This is a genomic window from Bacillus sp. FSL R5-0576 (genome assembly GCF_038004765.1).
In the GTDB taxonomy this organism is placed as follows: Bacteria; Bacillota; Bacilli; order Bacillales; family Bacillaceae; genus Bacillus; species Bacillus subtilis.
This window is the reverse complement of sequence record NZ_JBBORU010000001.1, coordinates 1,852,996-1,876,211: the sequence shown is the minus strand read 5'-3', so window position 1 is coordinate 1,876,211 and position 23,216 is coordinate 1,852,996. Positions and strand designations below refer to the sequence as shown.

General features: G+C 46.5%; 3 protein-coding genes. All 3 read left to right on the top strand.

Features of this window, described 5'->3' with window-relative positions; all coding sequences use genetic code 11:
* The first annotated feature begins 135 nt into the window (after positions 1 to 135).
* Genes ppsA through ppsC form a run of 3 tightly spaced genes read left to right on the top strand, consistent with a single transcriptional unit; the run spans position 136 to position 23,213 of the window.
* Complete coding sequence (ppsA, locus tag NX903_RS09280; RefSeq protein ID WP_341109613.1) at positions 136 to 7,821, top strand: plipastatin non-ribosomal peptide synthetase PpsA; 7,686 nt, start codon at positions 136 to 138, stop codon at positions 7,819 to 7,821.
* Between the two features lie 24 nt (positions 7,822 to 7,845).
* Positions 7,846 to 15,528 carry a plipastatin non-ribosomal peptide synthetase PpsB gene (ppsB, locus tag NX903_RS09275; RefSeq protein ID WP_086343905.1) on the top strand — a complete coding sequence of 2,561 codons (7,683 nt, stop codon included), beginning with the start codon at positions 7,846 to 7,848 and terminating at the stop codon, positions 15,526 to 15,528.
* 17 nt (positions 15,529 to 15,545) lie between these two features.
* The gene (gene ppsC, locus NX903_RS09270) at positions 15,546 to 23,213 is read left to right on the top strand and encodes a plipastatin non-ribosomal peptide synthetase PpsC (protein ID WP_217020845.1); all 7,668 of its coding nucleotides are present in this window, start codon (positions 15,546 to 15,548) and stop codon (positions 23,211 to 23,213) included.
* The last annotated feature ends 3 nt before the right edge of the window (positions 23,214 to 23,216 follow it).

The window sequence follows — 23,216 nt, the reverse complement described above, 5'->3', positions numbered from 1 at the left end:
TTATTGTACTTTAAAAAATATCCGTTAATATAGTGCATATATGGATTATATAGTCATATAATTTCTTTTATTGACATTTTTCTGCTTTTTTCTACTTTTTCTTATCCTCTTATTATGAGAACTGGAGGGAATCCGTTGAGCGAACATACTTATTCTTTAACCCATGCCCAAAGGAGAGTGTGGTTTACCGAACTGCTGGAGCCAGATACCAGCATTTGCAATCTCACAGCCTGTGTGAAATTCAAAGGCAATATTAAGCTTGATACTCTGGAGGGAGCGCTGAATCATTCCATCTCCCGCAACGACGCCATTAGATTTCAGCTGTTAGAAGGAGAAGAGCTTGAGCCGCGATTGCACCTTACTGAATATAAATATTATCCACTTAGAATAATTGATTTTTCAAATGTTGAAATGATAGAAATAGAGCAATGGATTCAGGATCAAGCGAGCATTCCATTTAAACTGTTCAACTCGCCTCTTTATCAATTTTACCTCCTTAGAATTGACTCTCATGAAGTTTGGCTATTTGCGAAATTCCATCATATCATAATGGATGGAATCTCTTTAAATGTGATGGGAAATCAAATTATAGATCTTTATCAAAAAATGAAAAAGAAAGATCCTTTACCTGATCAGCCGGAACCTTCTTACTTGAGCTACATCGAAAAAGAGAGTCAATATCTACAATCTCCGCGGTTTGTAAAGGACCGTTTATTTTGGACGCAAACCTTTGAGCACCCGTTGGAATACCACTCGTTAGCCGACCAGACGTCCTTACAAAAACAGAGCACATCTGCATCCAGAGACACCATCATTCTTTCACCTGATCTAGAGCAAACGATTCGAATCTTTTGCGAAGCACACAAGATCAATATCATTTCCTTATTTATGGCTTCATTTTACATATGCATCAGCCGAATCACTTCTAAAAAAGATCTTGCCATTGGCACCTACTATGGCAACAGAGGGTCAAAGGCTGAAAAAGAAATGCTCGGCATGTTCGTTAGTTCTCTTCCAATCAGAATAACGGTTGATCCTGACACAGATTTTCTTTCCTTTGTCCGCACAATAGGCAGGGAACAGCTTTCTGTTATGCGTCATCAACGGTTTCCTTATAATTTGCTTGTAAATGAATTAAGAAATGAACAGAAGGATTTACACAACCTTATCGGTATATCTATGCAGTATCAGCCACTTCAGTGGCATAATGCAGATGATTTTGACTATGAAACAGCGCTTTATTTCAGCGGATACACCGCGAACGAGCTTTCAGTTCAAATACAAGAACGGATAGACAATGGAACCATTCAATTAAATTTCGACTATCAAAATACCTTGTTTTCTCTTGAGGATATTAAACGAATACAATCTCATCTGCTTACCATACTGGAAAACGCCCTTCAACATCCGCACAGCTTTATAAGAGAATTAGATATGACGAATACAAGAGAAAAGCAAAAATTGTTGTATGAGTTTAACAAGACGGAAGCTGTTTCGCCTAAAGCTTTCACCCTGCATGGGCTGTTTGAGCGACAGGCAGCTTTCACACCGGAGCGGCTGGCCATTCGCTTTTCAGGCGGTTCGCTGACATACGCTGAGCTTGATATGTACGCCAGCCGGCTGGCTGCGCACCTTACGGCACGCGGCGTCACAAACGAAAGTATCGTCGGTGTCCTGTCTGAACGCTCACCTGACATGCTGATCGCTGTCCTTGCTGTCTTGAAGGCCGGCGGGGCGTATTTGCCGCTTGATCCTGCGTATCCAAAGGAGCGGCTGAGCTACATGCTGAAAGACAGCGGGGCATCGCTCTTGCTGACACAGCCGGGATGCTCCGCACCGAACTTTTCTGGCGAAATGCTTGAAGTGGACATGACATCTCTTGAGCGTGAAGAAGTAAAACGTTATGTGTCTGCTTCTGTTAGCGACGGGTCTCTCGCCTATGTCATTTATACGTCGGGATCCACCGGGCAGCCGAAAGGAGTGGCCGTTGAGCACCGCCAGGCTGTTTCTTTTCTGACCGGCATGCAGCACCAGTTTCCGCTTTCGGAAGATGACATTGTCATGGTGAAAACCTCTTTTTCCTTTGATGCGTCTGTCTGGCAGCTGTTTTGGTGGACTCTTTCCGGTGCTTCGGCGTATCTGCTTCCGCCCGGCTGGGAAAACGACCCCGCGTTGATCGTACAAGCCATTCATCAGGAAAACGTGACAACGGCTCATTTTATTCCGGCTATGCTGAACAGCTTTCTCGATCAAGCGGAAATGTTAGCGCTCGGTGACGAGACAAGCCTGAAGCGTGTTTTCGCCGGAGGTGAACCGCTTGCGCCGCGTACGGCAGCCCATTTTGCTTCTGTATTGCCGCAGGTCTCATTAATCCATGGCTACGGGCCGACAGAAGCAACGGTAGACGCGGCATTTTACGTATTGGATCCAGAACGGGACAGGGACCGCTTGCGGATTCCGATTGGGAAGCCCGTACCCGGTGCGCGTTTGTATGTTTTAGATCCGCATTTAGCCGTACAGCCTTCCGGTGTCGCCGGCGAACTGTACATTGCCGGAGCGGGTGTTGCCAGAGGTTATTTGAATCGGCCGGCATTAACGGAGGAGCGTTTTCTTGAAGACCCGTTTTACCCGGGGGAACGCATGTACAAAACAGGAGACGTTGCGCGCTGGCTCCCTGACGGGAATATTGAATTCCTCGGGCGGTTGGATGATCAGGTGAAAATCCGCGGCTACCGGATTGAGCCGGGAGAAATTGAAACGGCACTAAGAAGCATAAAAGGCGTAAGGGAGGCGGCCGTTACCGTACGGACAGACAGCGGCGAGCCGGAATTATGCGCTTATGTAGAAGGGCTCCAAAGAAACGAAGTGCGGGCACAGCTTGAGAGACTGTTGCCGGGCTACATGGTCCCAGCCTATATGATAGAGATGGAACAGTGGCCGGTTACGCCAAGCGGAAAGCTCGACCGAAACGCCCTGCCAGCTCCTGACGGAGCGGCAGATGCGGAGACCTACACGGCGCCGAGAAACGTGACTGAGATGAAGCTTTCTCAGCTGTGGGAGGACGTGCTGAAAAATGGCCCTGTCGGGATTCACGACAACTTTTTTGACCGCGGGGGACATTCCTTAAAAGCAACGGCGCTTGTCTCACGGATCTCAAAAGAATTCGATGTACAGGTGCCGCTAAAAGAGGTGTTTGCCCATCCGACAGTAGAAGGGCTGGCTACCGTTATCCGTGAAGGAACGGACAGTCCATATGAAGCGATTAAGCCCGCTGAAAAACAGGAAACCTATCCGGTTTCCTCTGCCCAAAAGCGGATTTATGTCCTTCAGCAGCTGGAGGACGGAGGGACAGGCTACAATATGCCGGCTGTGTTAGAGCTCGAAGGGAAGCTCAACCCTGAAAGGATGGACAGAGCTTTCAAAGAGCTGATCAAGCGCCACGAGTCGCTTCGGACCTCCTTCGAACAGGACGCAGGAGGCGATCCGGTGCAGCGCATCCATGACGAGGCGCCGTTTACGTTACAGACTACAGTTCTCGGCGCACGAACCGAAGAGGAGGCCGCAGCCGCATTTATCAAACCGTTTGATCTCAGCCAAGCGCCGCTGTTCCGTGCCCAAATCGTAAAGGTATCAGATGAGCGGCACCTGTTGCTGGTTGATATGCATCACATCATTTCAGACGGTGTTTCCGTCAACATTCTGATTCGGGAATTCGGCGAGCTGTACAATAATCGGAAGCTTCCGGCACTGCGCATTCAATATAAAGACTATGCCGTATGGCAAGAAGGATTCAAAACAGGAGACGCGTACAAAACGCAGGAGGCGTACTGGCTGAAGCAGCTCGAGGGCGAGCTGCCTGTGCTGGATCTTCCGGCTGATCATGTCCGCCCGCCGGTGCGAAGCTTCGCGGGTGACAAGGTCTCATTTACGCTGGAACCAGAGGTTACATCAGGCCTTCACAAGCTGGCACGAGAAAACGGAAGCACACTGTACATGGTGCTTCTTGCGGCTTACACCGCGTTCTTGTCACGCTTAAGCGGACAGGAAGATATCATCGTCGGCTCGCCAATTGCCGGCCGGCCGCACAAGGATCTTGAGCCGATACTCGGCATGTTTGTGAACACGCTGGCGCTTCGGACACGCCCGGAGGGCGGGAAGCCATTCGCACAGTATTTGCAGGAAGTGCGTGAGACAGCATTGGAAGCCTTTGAGCACCAGGATTATCCGTTCGAAGAACTTGTCGATAAGCTTGAATTGACACGGGATATGAGCCGGAATCCAGTGTTTGATGCGATGTTTATCCTTCAAAATGTGGAAAAACAAGACATAGATCTGAGAGAAATAAAAGTCCGGCCTGCCAATTTCGCACATCACATTTCCTTATTTGATATCACATTAATAGCTACGGAAATAAATGGATCTATTTGCTGTGAAATGGAATTCAGTACAGAAGTATTCCTGAAAGCTACAATTGAACGCTGGGCCGATCATTTTACCGAATTTCTGCATGCGGCACTTTCAACTCCTGAAACAAGCCTTGCACAAATAAACATACTTAGTGATAAAGAAAAACAAAAAATAGTCTTTGGATTTAACAAAACTCAGGTTGAATTTGCTCAAAAAGATGTTCCTTTTCATCACATATTTGAAGCGAAAGCTGAAGAAATTCCAGAACATATAGCTGTTATTGATAACGAAACAGAGATTAGCTATCGGCTTCTAAATGAAAGAGCCAATCGTCTGGCACGAACATTGCAAAACAGAAAAGGACCGAAGCCAACTGTGGCTGTTTTAGCCAAGCGGTCCATCGATGCAATTGTTGGCGTGCTGGCAGTGATGAAAGCTGGCGGAGTGTATATCCCAATCGATTCACATTATCCAAAAGCTCGTATTGAATACATTCTTCGTGATAGCGGGGCAGATATTCTTCTTTTACAGCAGGAGTTGAAGCATTTGATTTCAAACTTGCCTGAATCTGAGATGTCTCATATCTGCCTTGACGATGAAAGCACTTATGAAGAAAGTAACTGCAACCTTAACTTATCTCCTGCTCCTGAAGAGCCGGTATATATCATTTATACGTCAGGAACGACGGGTGCGCCTAAAGGCGTCATTGTCACCTATCGGAACTTTACTCATGCTGCTCTTGCTTGGCGTCAAATATATGAGCTGGATCGGAAGCCTGTCAGACTGCTTCAAATCGCGAGCTTTTCATTCGATGTCTTCTCAGGAGATTTGGCGAGAACATTGACCAACGGCGGGACTCTAATCGTTTGCCCAGATGAAACACGGCTGGAACCTGCTGAAATATATAAAATCATGAACTCTCAGAGAATCACGGTGATGGAGTCGACACCGGCTCTCATTATCCCGGTGATGGAGTATGTATACCGTAACCAGTTCAAGCTTCCTGACTTAGACATACTGATTCTTGGTTCCGACATGGTGAAAGCTCAAGATTTCAAAACATTGACAGATCGCTTTGGCCAAAGCATGCGCATCATTAATAGCTATGGTGTCACAGAGGCAACCATTGATTCGAGCTTCTATGAAACCAGTGTGGGTGGAGAGTGTACGGGAGATAACGTGCCAATCGGCAGCCCGCTGCCGAATGTACACATGTACGTACTCAGCCAGACTGATCAAATTCAGCCGATCGGTGTTGCCGGCGAGCTGTGCATCGGCGGGGCAGGTGTTGCGAAAGGCTATCATCATAAACCTGACTTAACGCAAATGAAATTTACAGAAAATCCATTTGTCTCTGGAGAAAGGCTGTACAGAACCGGTGATCGAGCATGCTGGCTTCCAAACGGAACGATCCGGCTTCTTGGCCGAATGGATTATCAAGTAAAGATAAATGGATACAGAATTGAAACAGAAGAAATTGAAAGTGTTCTGCTTCAAACTGGGCTTGTCAGAGAAGCTGCTGTTGCCGTTCAGCATGATAAGAATGGACAGGCTGGTTTGGCTGCATATATTGTGCCTTCAGACGTCAATACGAATGCTCTCCGTGCTGCTTTAACAAAGGAGCTGCCAGCGTATATGATTCCTGCACATCTGATTCCTTTAGAAAACATGCCGCTGACCCTAAACGGAAAGCTGGACAGAAATGCCTTGCCGGCTCCAAATAATGTGTTATCGCGTCCATATACCGCACCAGTTAACGACATACAAAAAACGATGGCGTATATATGGGAAGATGTACTGAGCATACCACGAGTCGGCATTCACGATTCCTTTTTTGAGCTTGGCGGAGACTCAATTAAAGCATTACAAGTGGCAGCACGTCTGGCAGCTGAAGGCTGGAGCATGACAATACGCGACTTATTCCGTTATTCAACGATTCAGGAACTATGCGGACATATCACACCATTGGCATCTCAAGCGGATCAGGGGCCTGCGGAAGGTGAAGCTGAACTCACCCCGATTCAGCGAAGATTTTTCGGACAGGTATATGCTTTTCACTATCATTACAACCAGTCCGTCATGCTTTTCAGTGAAAAAGGATTCAATGCTAACGCGCTTCATCTAGCGCTGCGTAAAATAACCGAGCATCATGATGGCATTCGCATGATTTTCCAACGTGACCAAAACGGCCATGTCATTCAGTTTAATCGCGGAATCAATCACAAGGATCATGAACTGTTTGGCCTTTATATTTCAGATTGGACAAAAGCATCGCTGGAAAGGACTCACCTTGATGAAAAACTTGCCGCTGAGGAAACCGTCATTCAAAGCAAAATGAATGTAGAAAAAGGGCCTTTGCTGCAAGCAGGTTTGTTTAAAACGGCAGAAGGGGATCATTTGCTGATTGCACTTCATCATCTTGTGATAGATGGCGTTTCTTGGAGAATTCTGCTTGAGGATTTAGCTGCAGCATATCAACAGGCTTTAGAAAAGAAAGAAATCCAATTACCGCCAAAAACGGATTCTTATTTATCCTACGCCGATGGTCTTACCCAAATAGCTGAAAGTAACCAATTGCTTTCAGAGAAAACGTATTGGCAAACGATTTTAGACGCTCACACTGCTTTTCTTCCTAAGGACATAGAAAATGTGCCAGACAGACTCCAAATGAATAGCGACGCAGCAGCGTTTGTACTATCCGGGGACTGGACTGAAAAATTGCTGTTGGAAACCCAGCAAGCCTATGGTACTGATGCCAACGAACTTTTGCTTACGGCTTTAGGAATGGCGCTTTCTGAATGGACTGGGCATGACCAAATCGTGATCAGCACTGAGGGACACGGCAGAGAAGGGCATGTGCCAAACATTGATATTTCAAGGACAGTTGGATGGTTTACTTCCATTTATCCTATTCTGCTAGACATGGGTATTCCCGAGCCTTTCGAGGATCAGCTCGCATACCGAATTAAGACGACAAAAGATATGCTGAGAAGAGTACCGAACAAAGGAACTGGATACGGATTGTTAACACACATAGGAGAACTGCGGCATAAAGAGCCTGAGGTCAGCTTTAATTATCTCGGTCAATTTAGCGAAGAGAAGGAAGTTGAAACGTTTCAATTATCATATTACCAGCCCCGTTACGAAATAGCGGGTGAGAGAGAACGAGAGTATGAGCTGGACATCAATGCTCTCATTACGGACGGACGGCTTCACGTAAAAGCGGTATACACCCAAGTGTTCAGCAAACACTCAATTGAGTGCTTTATGGATCGTTTTCACAGGCATCTTATCGAGACGATTGAGCATTGTTCGCAGAAAAAAGCACGCGAAAAAACATTGAGCGATTTCAGCAATAAAGAATTAACGTTGTCTGCATTATCTAGCATCGAAGATCTGGTGAAAGATCTTTAACTTTTGAAAAGGTGTGTGGAATTGATGGCACAATCGGCACAAATTCAAGATATTTATCCGTTATCGCACATGCAGGAAGGAATGCTGTTTCATTCACTAATGGATTTCAGCTCGAAAGCATATATCGAACAGACCTCGTTTACGATCACAGGGAATCTATGCGTCGACTCGTTTCAAAAGAGCTTAAACCTTCTTGTTTCTAGATATGATATTTTCAGAACGATTTTCATTAAAGAAGTACCAGATCTTACAGGTCCGCAGCAGGTAGTTCTATCAAACCGTGAATTGACAGTATATAGAGAAGATATTTCTCGCCTGGCTGATCAAGAACAGCAGACGCTGATTGATGCTTTTATGACTAAGGATCGGGAAAAAGGATTTGATTTGCAAAAAGATCCTTTAATGCGTCTTGCCCTTTTTGATAGAGGAGACAGCCAATATACATGTGTCTGGACACATCACCATATCATCATGGATGGGTGGTGTCTCGGCATTATTCTTAAAGAGTTTTTCAGCATGTATGATTCGCTCAAAAATAACTCACCTGTACAGCTTGGCAGCACGGTGCCGTACAGCCGTTATATTGAATGGCTCGGAGAACAAGATCAAGAAGAGACTGCTGCCTACTGGAGCGAATATTTGAAGGAGTACGGCAATACTGCTTCTATTCCCCGAATAAAGCGCCGCACGGCAGACGGGAATTATAAAGCCGACCAGGTCAGCTTTTCATTAGCGCCGGATATGGTTGAGAAACTGACAGAGGCTGCCCAAAACTGGGGAGTGACATTAAACACGCTGTTTATGAGTATTTGGGGCGTGCTGCTCCATCGATATAATGCTGCAGATGATGCCGTTTTTGGCTCCGTCATTTCGGGACGCCCGTCAGCGATTGACGGGATTGAATCAATGGTCGGCTTGTTTATCAATACTGTTCCAGTGCGAATCCGATCTGCGGAAGGCATAACGTTTTCTTCGCTGGTCAAAGCCGTGCAGGAGGATATTTTATCATCTGAACAGCATGGGTATTATCCGCTTTATGAGATTCAAAACCATAGTCCATTGAAGCAAGGGTTGATCGATCATATTTTTGTTTTTGAAAATTACCCTGTACAGCTTCATCAGGCGTTAAGCGTGGAGAGTGAAAATGATGAAGGCGCTCTGAAGCTGAGTGACATTTCAATGTCGGAACAAACCAATTACGACTTTAATATCGTTATCGTTCCGGGAGAATCATTTTATATCAAATTCAGCTACAACGCAGACGTTTACGAGCGGGAGGAGATGCTGAGGATTCAGGGGCATCTAAAGCAAGCACTGGATTGCATTTTGACAAATCCCGATGTTGCCGTCAGTGACATCAATATCGTGCCGCCGGAGGAGCAACAGGTTATCCAATTGTTTAACGAAACTGAGCGTCCTTATGTGAACAAAACGATACCCCAATTGTTCGAGGAACAAGCTCACAAAACACCTGAAGCTGCTGCATTGAAAATGGGAGACGAATGCTGGACCTATCGCCAGTTACAAGTAAGAGCCAATCAGATTGCGCACGCTCTGATAGAAAAAGGCGTTGGATCTGGAGATATCGTTGCTGTAATGATGGGCCGGTCAATGGAAATGCCTGCAGCTCTGCTTGGGATTTGGAAAGCAGGCGGCGCTTATATGCCGCTTGATCCACATTTTCCAGCAGAACGTCTTTCTTTCCTGCTGAAGGACAGTCAAGCGGCTCAATTGCTGATAGAAGAAGACCTTATTTCCTTGATCCCTCCGTCCTATGAAGGAAATACAATAATGATAGAACATACAGAAAGTTACCAAACAGAAGCTCCAAATATGCCGCCAGGTGACCTAGCCTACTTGATCTATACCTCGGGAACGACGGGGCGCCCTAAAGGGGTTTTAGTTGATCATCACGGTATTGCCAATACATTGCAATGGAGACGGGAAGAGTATGGCATGACCGAACAGGATATATCCCTCCATTTGTTTTCGTACGTGTTTGACGGCTGTGTAACGAGCTTATTTACTCCGCTTTTATCTGGTGCGTGCGTACTGCTGACAACAGATGACGAAGCGAAGGATGTGCTGGCCCTTAAGCGAAAAATAGCCCGTTATAAGGTCAGCCACATGATCATTGTTCCTTCCCTGTACCGGGTGTTATTGGAAGTGATGACTGCTGACGATGCAAAAAGTCTTCGTATTGTGACATTTGCGGGTGAAGCGGTCACGCCTGATCTGCTTGAGTTGAGTCAAATAATTTGTCCTTCTGCTGAACTGGCAAATGAATACGGGCCCACAGAAAACAGTGTGGCAACAACAATATTGCGGCATCTGAATGAAAAAGAGAGGATCACGATCGGACACCCGATCAGAAACACAAAAGTATTTGTTTTGCACGGAAATCAAATGCAGCCGATCGGCGCGGCGGGTGAACTGTGTATTTCCGGCGTGGGTCTTGCGAGAGGATACTACAAACAGCAAGAGCTGACACAGAAAGCATTCTCCGATCATCCATTCCTTGAAGGGGAGCGTTTATACCGAACAGGTGATGCAGGCCGCTTTTTGCCTGATGGAACGATTGAATATATTGGACGTTTTGATGATCAAGTAAAAATTAGGGGTTACCGTATTGAACTGAGAGAGATTGAAACAGTTCTTCGACAAGCACCGGGGGTAAAGGAAGCCGCGGTACTGGCCCGTGATGTTTCTGCTGAGGAAAAGGAGCTCATTGCTTATATCGTTCCCGAAAAGGGAAACAGCCTCCCAGATTTGTATCAGCATCTTGCCGGGACATTGCCGTCCTATATGATCCCAGCAAGTATTATCAACATCAGCCGGATGCCATTAACATCCAGCGGCAAGCTTGACAGGTTTGCGCTTCCTGAACCAGAAAACAATACGAGTGTCACATATATGGCGCCCCGAACCTTAATCGAAGCTGATCTCGCACATATTTGGGAAGATGTGCTGAATAAACAGCACATCGGCATTCGTGATGATTTCTTTCAGTTAGGCGGACAGTCCTTAAAAGCGGCCGCACTGGTATCAAGAATACATAAAAAGCTTAATGTCGAGCTGCCGCTCAGTGAGGTGTTTTCTTATCCGACGGTTGAAAGCATGGCGGTCAAATTGATGAGCTTAAAAGAACACGCTTTTACACAGATTGAACCTGCGGATCAAAGAGATGTCTATCCGCTGTCTTTCTCGCAAAAACGATTATATGCTCTTCATCAGCTGGCAGATGCCAGCACAGGTTATAACATGCCAGCTGTACTTGAATTACGCGGAAATCTGAATCGCCAGCGGTTGAGAAGCGTTCTCACAGAACTTGTGAATCGGCATGAAGCATTACGGACTGTTTTTGTGCTTGACAGAGACGAGCCTGTACAGATCATTTATCCAGAGATAGCTTTTGATCTAAAAGAGCTTGAAATGGAATCAGAACAAATGCTTGAGTCTGCAATCGAGACCTTTATCAAACCGTTTGATCTATCATCCGGTCCGCTTTTTAGAGCATGTGTCATTACAATCGGCAATCACCGCGGCTTTTTGCTGCTCGATATGCACCATATTATTGCCGACGGTGTCTCGATGAGCACTCTTGTCCAAGAATTTACTGACTTATATTGCGGAAAAGAGTTGCCAGCTTTAAACCTGCATTATAAGGATTTTGCTGTTTGGCAGCAAGAGAAGTACCCGAAAGAGCTATACAAAAAACAGGAGGCCTACTGGCTCGGTCAGCTTGGCGGGAGTCTTCCTACACTAGAATTACCGCTTGATAAAACAAGGCCGCGTCTCCCTGATTTCAGCGGTGGAACAATTGAAGTCAACATTGATAAAGACACGGCTGATGAGCTGCACCGTTTAATGGCTGAAACGGGAACAACATTGTATATGATTCTTCTGGCTGTCTATTCTATTTTGTTATCTAAGCTAAGCGGGCAAGAGGATATTGTTGTCGGTTCGCCTGCTGCCGGAAGACCGCACGCTGATCTGGAGCGCGTCATCGGGATGTTCGTCAATACATTGGCGATGCGAAGCAAGCCCGAGGGCCACAAAACGTTCAGCTCCTATTTGCAGGACATTCGCCACCTGGCTCTGACCGCTTACGAGCATCAGGATTATCCTTTTGAGGAGCTGGCAGATAAGCTCGATACAAATCGAGAGGTAAATCGCAACCCGCTGTTCGATGCGATGCTTGTGCTTCACAGCAGTGAAGATTTCCGGTTCGAAGTGCCTGGTCTGTCGATTTCGTCTGTCACTCCTAAACATGATATATCCAAATTCGATTTAACATTACACGCTGAAGAGCACCCGAGTGGAATACGCTGCCGTTTTGAATACAGCACTGCTCTTTTTGAAGAAGAAACCATTACGCGGTGGGCATCCTATTTTATTGAATTGGTGAAAGGGGTAATGGCGGATACCGAGATGAGAATTTCGGACGTGCAATTGCTTCCTGCTGCAGAGCGTAGGTTGCTCCTTGAAAAAATGGGGCAGTATGCGGCTTATCCGAGAAATGAAAACATAGTAAGCTTATTTGAAAAGCAAGCCGCTCAGTATCCGGAGCATATCGCAGTGGTGTGCGGCCATTCTCAGCTTACGTATCGAGACCTGAATGAAAAAGCCGAGCGGGCAGCTGCTATGCTGATCAAACAAGGGGTCAGAACTGGCGATATCGTCGGTCTGATGCTCGATCGGTCACCTGATATGATCATTGGCATTTTATCGATTTTAAAAGCTGGCGGGGCCTATTTGCCGATTGATCCTGAATATCCTCAGGAGCGTATTAGCTTTATGCTCAATGACAGCGGAGCAAAACTGCTGCTGACAGAGCGCGGTCAAAACAAACCTGCAGACTACACCGGGCATATTATGCATATCGATGAATGTGAAAACGACTCAATTCCGGCTGATGTAAACATTCAAGAAATAGTAACGGATCAGCCCGCATACGTGATATACACATCTGGAACGACTGGTCAGCCAAAGGGAGTCATTGTCGAGCACCGCAATGTGATCAGTCTCTTGAAGCATCAAAACCTGCCTTTTGAATTTAACCATGAAGACATCTGGACGTTATTTCATTCTTATTGCTTTGATTTCTCTGTATGGGAGATGTTCGGTGCGTTATTGAACGGAGGTACATTAGTCGTGGTCTCTAAAGAAACAGCCCGTGACCCCTATGCATTCCGTTTATTGTTAAAAAAAGAGCGCGTCACTGTACTCAATCAGACCCCGACTGCTTTTTACGGCTTGATGCTTGAAGATCAAAATCATACAGATCATTTAAGCATCCGCTACGTGATTTTTGGCGGCGAAGCCTTACAGCCCGGATTGCTTCAAAGCTGGAATGAAAAATATCCTCACACTGATTTGATTAATATGTACGGTATTACAGAAACAACAGTCCATGTAACATTCAAAAAATTGTCCGCAGCAGACATTGCAAAAAATAAAAGCAATATCGGCCGGCCGCTTTCAACTCTGCAGGCTTATGTGATGGATGCTCATATGAATCTGCAGCCTATCGGAGTTCCAGGGGAGCTGTATATAGGCGGCGAAGGTGTGGCACGGGGATATCTCAACAGAGATGAGCTGACCGCTGACCGTTTTGTATCCAATCCTTATCTTCCGGGAGACAGATTATACCGAACAGGAGATCTTGCTAAGCGCCTGTCAAATGGCGAGCTGGAATATTTAGGCCGCATTGATGAGCAGGTGAAAGTCAGAGGGCATCGTATTGAGTTAGGCGAAATCCAAGCGGCACTTCTTCAGTATCCAATGATTAAAGAGGCGGCTGTCATTACCAGAGCAGACGAGCAAGGGCAAACAGCTATATATGCTTATATGGTGATAAGAGATCAACAGGCTGCGAATATATCAGACATCCGGGCTTACCTAAAAAACGCCTTGCCTGACTTTATGCTGCCTGCCCGTATGATACAAATTGACAGCATCCCGGTGACTGTTAATGGAAAGCTCGATCAGAAAGCCCTGCCAGAACCTGAAAAACACGCTTATACAGCTGATGATATCAGTCCTAGAAATGAGATTGAAACGGTGATGGCTGAAATTTGGGAGGAGCTTCTTAATGTGAATGAGTTGGGTGTAGGCGCCAATTTCTTTGAGCTTGGCGGAGACTCTATTAAAGCGCTGCAGGTTTGTGCCAGACTGAAGCAGCGCGGATTTGAAACGACAGTACGTGAGATGTTTGAATATCAGACTCTTGGTGAACTGTCCGCCCGGGTTCGAAAAGACGTACGCGCCATTGACCAAGGCCCGGTCGAAGGCGAGATTACTTGGACACCTATCCAGCAGTGGTTTTTCTCGCAATCTCTGGAAAGCCATCATTTTAACCAGTCCGTTATGATCTACCGGGCTGAACGATTTGATGAGGCTGCGCTTAGAAAAGTACTAAAAAGCCTTGTGACTCATCATGATGCACTGAGAATCGTATGCCGGCATGAAGATGGCAGGCAGGTGCAGATAAACAGAGGGATAGATCTTTCAGATGAGGAGCTATATGCACTTGAACTGTTTGATGTAAAGGATAGCCTAACAGAAGCACGGTACACGATTGAGGAAGCAGCCAGCCGGATGCAAGAACATATTCGTTTGGAAACCGGCCCCTTGCTTCATGCTGGATTGTTTAGAACCGAGAATGGTGACCATTTATTTCTGACGATTCATCACTTAGTTGTTGATGCGGTTTCCTGGCGAATTTTGTTCGAGGATTTTTCAGCTGCTTACAAACAGGCAGTCTCAGGAGAATCTATTAAACTGCCGCAAAAAACAGATTCATATTTAACGTATTCTCAAAGAATAGTTGACTACTCTAAAAGCCGCCAGATGCAGCGCGAAGCAGCGTACTGGGATGAGTGCGAGAACCGTCACATCCAGCCTGTTCCAAAAGACAATGACGCAGCATCTAACACATTCATAGATACAGAAGTGATTGATTTTGAGCTATCTCGCCATCACACAGAATTACTATTAACGGCTGCACATAAAGCTTACAGCACGGAGATGAATGATATCCTTCTGACAGCTTTAGGTTTTGCTTTGCAGAAATGGACGGGAAATAACCAATTTAAAATCAGCATGGAGGGCCATGGAAGGGAATCATATCTTGAGGACATCGATATTAGCAGAACTGTTGGCTGGTTCACCTCCATTTATCCTGTGTGGCTTGATATGAGAGATTCCGATCATAAGGACAAAGAAGAGCGGCTGGGCCACCTTATTAAACAGACAAAAGATATGCTGCACCGTATACCGCATAAAGGCGCGGGCTACGGCGTGCTGAAATATATCAGCAAAAGATGGGGCTCTGAGAAAAACAGCCCAGAAATCAGCTTTAATTATTTAGGCCAGTTTGATCAGGATATTCAATCAAATGCCTTTGAGGTGTCTGACATCAAGCCAGGAAATGAGATCAGCCCGAACTGGGAGCGTCCTTATGCACTGGATATCAGCGGCGCCGTTTCTTCGGGGTGCCTGAACATGCACATCATCTATAACAGGCTGCAATTCGAAGAAAAAACAATCCAAACATTTGCCGGGCATTTTAAACAGACACTGGAAAACATCATTGAGCATTGTACGGGCAAAGAAAACCGAGAATGGAGCGCATCTGATTTCACTGATGAAGACTTAACGCTTGATGAATTGAGTGAGATTATGGGAGCCGTCAACAAACTATAGGGAGAGGAGATTCACTGATGCCGCAGCAACCCGAAATACAGGATATATACCCTTTGTCATTTATGCAGGAAGGGATGCTTTTTCACTCACTGTATGATGAACAGTCGAGAGCTTATTTTGAACAGGCTTCTTTTACGATCCATGGACAGCTTGACTTGGAGCGTTTTCAGAAAAGTATGGATGCTGTTTTTGACAGGTACGATATCTTTCGAACAGCATTCATCTATAAAAATGTAGCCAAACCTCGCCAAGTCGTGCTCAAGCAACGTCATTGCCATGTTCATGTTGAAGACATTTCTCATCTCAATGAAAAAGATAAAGAACATTGTACAGAGGCATTCAAAGAGCAGGATAAATCCAAAGGCTTCGATCTCCAAACGGATGTACTGATGAGAATATCTATTTTAAAATGGGCGCCTGATCATTATGTCTGTATCTGGAGCCACCATCATATTTTAATGGATGGCTGGTGTTTAGGCATCGTCATTAAAGACTTTCTCCATATTTATCAAGCGCTTGGAAAAGGGCAGTTTCCTAATTTGCCTCCCGTACAGCCGTACGGGACGTATATTAAATGGCTGATGCAGCAAGACCGGGAAGAAGCAGCTGAGTATTGGAAAAAGAGGCTTCAGCATTTCGAAAAAGCTTCGCCTCTGCCTAAAAGAACAGATCAAATGTCGGATGGGACATTACAACAGATCACGTTTACCATTCCTGAAAAAGAAACCTCCGAATTACAGAAAATCGCTGCAGCATGTGGTGCGACACTTAACACTGTTTTCCAAGCTTTATGGGGAATCATGCTCCAAAAGTTCAATCGCCGCGACGATGCTGTGTTCGGATCAGTTATATCAGGCAGACCTTCTGAGCTAAAAGATGTGGAAAACATGGTCGGACTTTTTATCAATACCATTCCTATTCGAGTCCAAAGTGATTTTCTGTCTTTTTCTGACCTAGTCAGTGGAATGCAAAAGGACATGACTGAAGCAGAAGCGTATAGTTACTTCCCTTTATATGACATTCAGGCGCAGAGCGCTCTTAAACAAGAGCTGATTGATCATATTATCGTCTTTGAAAATACACCTACTCAACAAGAGATTGAAGAGCTGAATCAAGCTGGATCATTTGATTTCTCCGTGAAAGATTTTGAGATGGAAGAGGTAACTAATTATAGATGCAGTGTCAAAGTGATCCCAGGGCGTACTTTGTACGTTCGGATTCATTTTCATACAGGCGCTTATCAACCAAATATGATGTCTGAAATAAAAGATTATTTACAGCACATGATCTCTGACGTCATCTCTGATCCATCTCTTCCTGTGTCAAAGATGACATTGCTAGATGAGGACAAAACACGGAAAATCGTTTCTCAAAATAACAGGACAGTATCTGTTTCACCTGAAGCCCCAACCTTGCATGGTCTGTTTGAGCGACAGGCGGCAGTCACACCGGAGCGGCCGGCTATCCGATTTTCCGACGGTTCGCTGACATACGCTGAGCTTGATATGTACGCCAGCCGGCTGGCTGCGCACCTTGCGGCACGCGGCGTCACAAACGAAAGTATCGTCGGTGTCCTGTCCGAACGCTCACCTGACATGCTGATCGCTGTCCTTGCTGTCTTGAAGGCTGGAGGGGCCTATTTACCGCTTGATCCTGCGTATCCGGAAGAGCGGCTGAGCTACATGTTGAAAGACAGCGGGGCATCACTCTTGCTGACACAGCCGGGATGCTCCGCACCGAGCTTTTCTGGAGAGACGCTTGAAGTTGACATGACATCTCTTGATCGTGAAGAAGTAAAACGTCATGTGTCTGCTTCTGTTAGCGACGGATCTCTCGCCTATGTCATCTATACATCGGGCTCTACCGGGCAGCCGAAAGGAGTGGCCGTTGAGCACCGCCAGGCTGTTTCCTTTCTGACCGGCATGCAGTACCAGTTTCCGCTTTCGGAAGATGACATTGTCATGGTGAAAACCTCTTTTTCCTTTGATGCGTCTGTGTGGCAGCTGTTTTGGTGGGCTCTTTCCGGTGCTTCGGCGTATCTGCTTCCGCCCGGCTGGGAAAAAGACCCCGCGTTGATCGTACAAGCCATTCATCAGGAAAAAGTGACAACGGCTCATTTTATTCCGGCTATGCTGAACAGCTTTCTCGATCAAGCGGAAATGTTAGCGCTCGGTGACGGGACAAACCTAAAGCGTGTATTCGCCGGAGGTGAACCGCTTGCGCCGCGTACGGCAGCCCGTTTTGCTTCTGTATTGCCGCAGGTATCATTAATCCATGGCTACGGGCCGACAGAAGCAACGGTAGACGCGGCATTTTACGTATTGGATCCAGAACGGGACAGGGACCGCTTGCGGATTCCGATTGGGAAGCCCGTACCCGGTGCGCGTTTGTATGTTTTAGATCCGCATTTAGCCGTACAGCCTTCCGGTGTCGCCGGCGAACTGTACATTGCCGGAGCGGGTGTTGCCAGAGGTTATTTGAATCGGCCGGCATTAACGGAGGAGCGTTTTCTTGAAGACCCGTTTTACCCGGGGGAACGCATGTACAAAACAGGAGACGTGGCGCGCTGGCTCCCTGACGGGAATATTGAATTCCTGGGACGGTTGGATGATCAGGTAAAAATTCGCGGCTACCGGATTGAGCCGGGAGAGATTGAAGCGGCACTAAGAAGCATAGAAGGCGTAAGGGAGGCGGCCGTTACCGTACGGACAGACAGCGGCGAGCCGGAATTATGCGCTTATGTAGAAGGGCTCCAAAGAAACGAAATCCGAGCGCAGCTTGAGAGACTGTTGCCGGGCTACATGGTCCCAGCCTATATGATAGAGATGGAACAGTGGCCGGTTACGCCAAGCGGAAAGCTCGACCGAAACGCCCTGCCAGCTCCTGACGGAGCGGCAGATGCGGAGACCTACACAGCGCCGAGAAACGTGACTGAGATGAAGCTTTCTCAGCTGTGGGAGGACGTGCTGAAAAATGGCCCTGTCGGGATTCACGACAACTTTTTTGACCGCGGGGGACATTCCTTAAAAGCAACGGCGCTTGTCTCACGGATCTCAAAAGAATTCGATGTACAGGTGCCGCTAAAAGAGGTGTTTGCCCATCCGACAGTAGAAGGGCTGGCTACCGTTATCCGTGAAGGAACGGACAGTCCATATGAAGCGATTAAGCCCGCTGAAAAACAGGAAACCTATCCGGTTTCCTCTGCCCAAAAGCGGATTTATGTCCTTCAGCAGCTGGAGGACGGAGGGACAGGCTACAATATGCCGGCTGTGTTAGAGCTCGAAGGGAAGCTCAACCCTGAAAGGATGGACAGAGCTTTCAAAGAGCTGATCAAGCGCCACGAGTCGCTTCGGACCTCCTTCGAACAGGACGCAGGAGGCGATCCGGTGCAGCGCATCCATGACGAGGCGCCGTTTACGTTACAGACTACAGTTCTCGGCGCACGAACCGAACAGGAGGCCGCAGCCGCATTTATCAAACCGTTTGATCTCAGCCAAGCGCCGCTGTTCCGTGCCCAAATCGTAAAGGTATCAGATGAGCGGCACCTATTGCTGGTTGATATGCATCACATCATTTCAGACGGTGTTTCCGTCAACATTCTGATTCGGGAATTCGGCGAACTGTACAATAATCGGAAGCTTCCGGCACTGCGCATTCAATATAAAGATTATGCCGTATGGCAAGAAGGATTTAAAACAGGGCACGCGTACAAAACGCAGGGGGCGTACTGGCTGAAGCAGCTCGAGGGCGAGCTGCCTGTGCTGGATCTTCCGGCTGATCATGCCCGCCCGCCTGTGCGAAGCTTCACGGGTGACAAGGTCTCATTTACGCTGGATCAAGAGGTTACATCAGGCCTTCACAAGCTGGCACGAGAAAACGGAAGCACACTGTACATGGTGCTCCTTGCGGCTTACACCGCGTTCTTGTCACGCTTAAGCGGACAGGAAGATATCATCGTCGGCTCGCCAATTGCCGGCCGTCCGCACAAGGATCTTGAGCCGATACTCGGCATGTTTGTGAACACGCTGGCGCTTCGGACACGCCCGGAGGGCGGGAAGCCATTCGTACAGTATTTGCAGGAAGTGCGTGAGACAGCATTGGAAGCCTTTGAGCACCAGGATTACCCGTTCGAAGAGCTTGTTGATAAGCTTGAATTGACACGGGATATGAGCAGAAATCCGCTGTTTGACGTAATGTTTGTTCTTCAAAACATGGATCAGGAATCGTTGGAGCTGGATGAACTTTGTCTCAAACCTGCAGCAAACAATGGGCATCAAACGTCCAAATTTGATTTAACCCTATATGCCCAGGAACAGCTCCACGGTTTGCTGACGTTCCAAATGGAGTTTAGTACTGACTTATATAAGAAAAAAACGATAGAAAAGTGGCTTCAATACTTCATCAATATGTTACTCTCCATCATCAAAGACAACAAAGCCGCTCTCGGAACAATAAATATCCTGAATGAGGATGAGACCCATTACCTTATCCACGAGCTCAATCGTACAAAAATAGATTATCCAAGAAATGAAACCATCAGCAGACTCTTTGAAATGCAGGCTGAACAAACGCCTAATGCTGTAGCAATTGTCAGCGACACCCAAGTATTTACTTACGAGGACCTGAACAGCTGGGCAAATCAAATTGCCTCAGTTCTACAGATTAAGGGCGTAGGGCCTGATAGTGTTGTAGCCTTGTTGACAGGCAGAACACCAGAACTCATTGCAGGAATGCTGGGCATTCTAAAAGCCGGGGGAGCCTATCTGCCTATTGCTTCTGATCTGCCTGTTGAACGAATAGCTTATATGCTGTCAGACAGCGGGGCGGCATTACTCCTTCAATCTGAAAAAACAGAAAAACAACTATTAGACATTGAATGTGAACAAATCATAATCGAAGATATTCAAAAGCAAGGAAAAACGAAGAACGTTGATTCTTCAGCAGGGCCACATTCACTCGCATATATCATTTATACTTCTGGATCAACCGGTAAACCAAAGGGTGTCATGATTGAGCAGCGAAGTGTAATTCGTCTTGTAAAAAACAGCAATTATATTACATTTACACCTGAAGACCGCCTTCTTATGACATCATCAATCGGTTTCGACGTTGGGTCATTTGAAATTTTCGGACCGCTGCTAAATGGTGCCGCTTTGCATCTGTCCGATCAACAAACATTTCTCGATTCCCATCAGCTTAAGAGGTACATAGAACATCAAGGAATCACAACGATTTGGCTGACATCTTCTCTATTCAATCATTTGACAGAACAAAATGAACAAACATTTTCACAGCTGAAACATTTGATTATAGGCGGAGAAGCTTTGTCGCCGAGCCACGTCAATCGAATCAGAAATGTCTGCCCTGAAGTATCTATATGGAATGGATATGGCCCTACCGAAAATACAACTTTTTCGACATGCCTTCACATTCAAAAAACATATGAACTTTCCATTCCGATCGGGCGGCCGGTTGGTAATTCCACCGCTTTTATCTTAAATCAATGGGGAGTGCTGCAGCCGGTCGGAGCTGTCGGTGAACTTTGTGTCGGCGGAGATGGCGTCGCCAGAGGATATTTGGGCCGTCCTGATTTAACGAAAGAGAAATTTGTCCCACATCCATTTGCACCTGGCGATCGACTGTATCGCACAGGTGATCTGGCGCGCTGGCTTCCTGATGGCACAATTGAGTACGTTGGGCGTATTGATGATCAAGTAAAAGTCAGAGGCTATCGGGTGGAGCTGGGTGAAATCGAATCAGCACTTCGTCAAATAGACGGGGTCAAAGAAGCCGCAGTGTTAGCACGTACAGCCCAGACCGGGAGCAAAGAGCTGTTTGGCTATATCAGCGTAAAAGCAGGCACGAATGCTGAACAAGTGCGTTCACTTCTCGCGCGTTCGCTGCCAAACTATATGATCCCGGCGTACATTATTGAAATGGAGACTCTTCCGCTCACATCAAACGGCAAATTGAACCGAAAAGCACTTCCTGAACCAAATTTCACATCTAAACAAACGTACGCTCCGCCTCGAAATGACCTTGAAGACCAACTTGTGTTGATCTGGCAGGAGGTTCTCGGCATCCAGAGGATCGGAATAGAGGATTCGTTTTTTGAATTGGGCGGAGATTCAATCAAAGCGCTTCAAGTTTCTGCACGCCTTGGGCGCTATGGGCTAAGCTTGCAGGTAAGTGATTTATTCCGTCATCCAAAGATAAAGGACTTATCACCATTTATCCGTAAGTCAGAGAGAATCATAGAGCAAGGACCCGTTCAGGGAGACGTTCCTTGGACGCCTGTTCAGCAATGGTTTTTTTCACAAGATATTGAAGAAAGACACCATTTCAATCAGTCTGTCATGCTATTCCATTCTGGACGTTTGTCTGAAAACGCCCTTAGACCAGCCTTGAAAAAACTGGCGGAGCATCATGATGCGCTTCGGATGGTTTATCGCAACGATGGCAGGCGATGGATTCAAATCAACCAAGGCATTCATGAGTCACAGCTATACAGCTTAAGAACCTCTGATCTTTCACAGTCAGAAAGCGGCTGGGAGACGCAAATCAAACAAGAAGTTGCAGATCTTCAGCAAAGCATCAATTTGCAGGAAGGACCATTGTTGCACGCCGCTTTGTTTAAAACACTGACCGGAGATTACTTGTTCCTTGCGATCCATCACCTTATCGTTGATGGTGTCTCATGGCGGATTTTGCTGGAGGATTTGTCAGCAGGATATCAACAAGCTGCTGCTGGCCAGACGATCCAGCTTCCGCCTAAAACTGATTCCTATCAGGAATACGCAAGACGCATACAGGAATATGCCCAAAGCAGTAAGCTGATTCGCGAAGAGGCGTATTGGCGAAGTGTAGAAGAACAGCAAGCCGCAGAACTGCCATATGAAATACCGCATCATCTGAACATCGACTCCAGCAAAAGGGACTCATTAAGCTTTTCACTGACTGAAGCAGACACCGCCGTCTTGCTGCAAAACGTCAATTACGCCTATGGCACAGATACACAAGATATTCTGTTAACCGCAGCATCCTTGGCGATTTGTGAATGGACAGGAGGAAGTAAGCTCCGTATCGCTATGGAAGGACACGGGAGAGAACACATTCTGCCAGAGTTAGATATCAGCAGGACGGTCGGCTGGTTTACATCCATGTATCCGGCCCTCATAAGCTTTGAAAATCATAGGGATGAGCTCGGAACCGCAGTAAAAACCGTTAAAGATACACTGGGCCGGATACCAAACAAAGGGGTAGGTTACGGTATGCTGAAATACCTTACACACCCTGAAAATAAAAGCATTACGTTTTCAAAAACACCTGAAATCAGCTTTAACTATTTGGGCCAGTTCAACGACATCGAAAGACAGGACACCTTCCGCCCATCAAGCCTTGGTAGCGGAAAGGATATCACTCATACATGGAAGCGCGAGCAAATTATCGAGATGAGCGCAATGGCAGCAGACAAAAAGCTCCATTTCAATCTTAGTTATCCGCCAGCCCGCTTTCACAGAAACACAATGGAGCAGCTTATTAACAGGATTGAACACTTTTTGCTGGACATTATGAAACACTGCGCCGGTCAACAGAAAGCAGAAAAGACACTGAGCGATTTCAGCAGTCAATCATTAACGGCAGAGGACTTGGACAGCATATCCAGCTTGGTGGAAGAATTGTAGAAA

Coding starts and splice junctions, on each gene's coding strand:
- ppsB (WP_086343905.1), top strand. CDS start 7,846: ATGGCACAATCGGCACAAATTCAAGATATTTATCCGTTATCGCACATG.
- ppsC (WP_217020845.1), top strand. CDS start 15,546: ATGCCGCAGCAACCCGAAATACAGGATATATACCCTTTGTCATTTATG.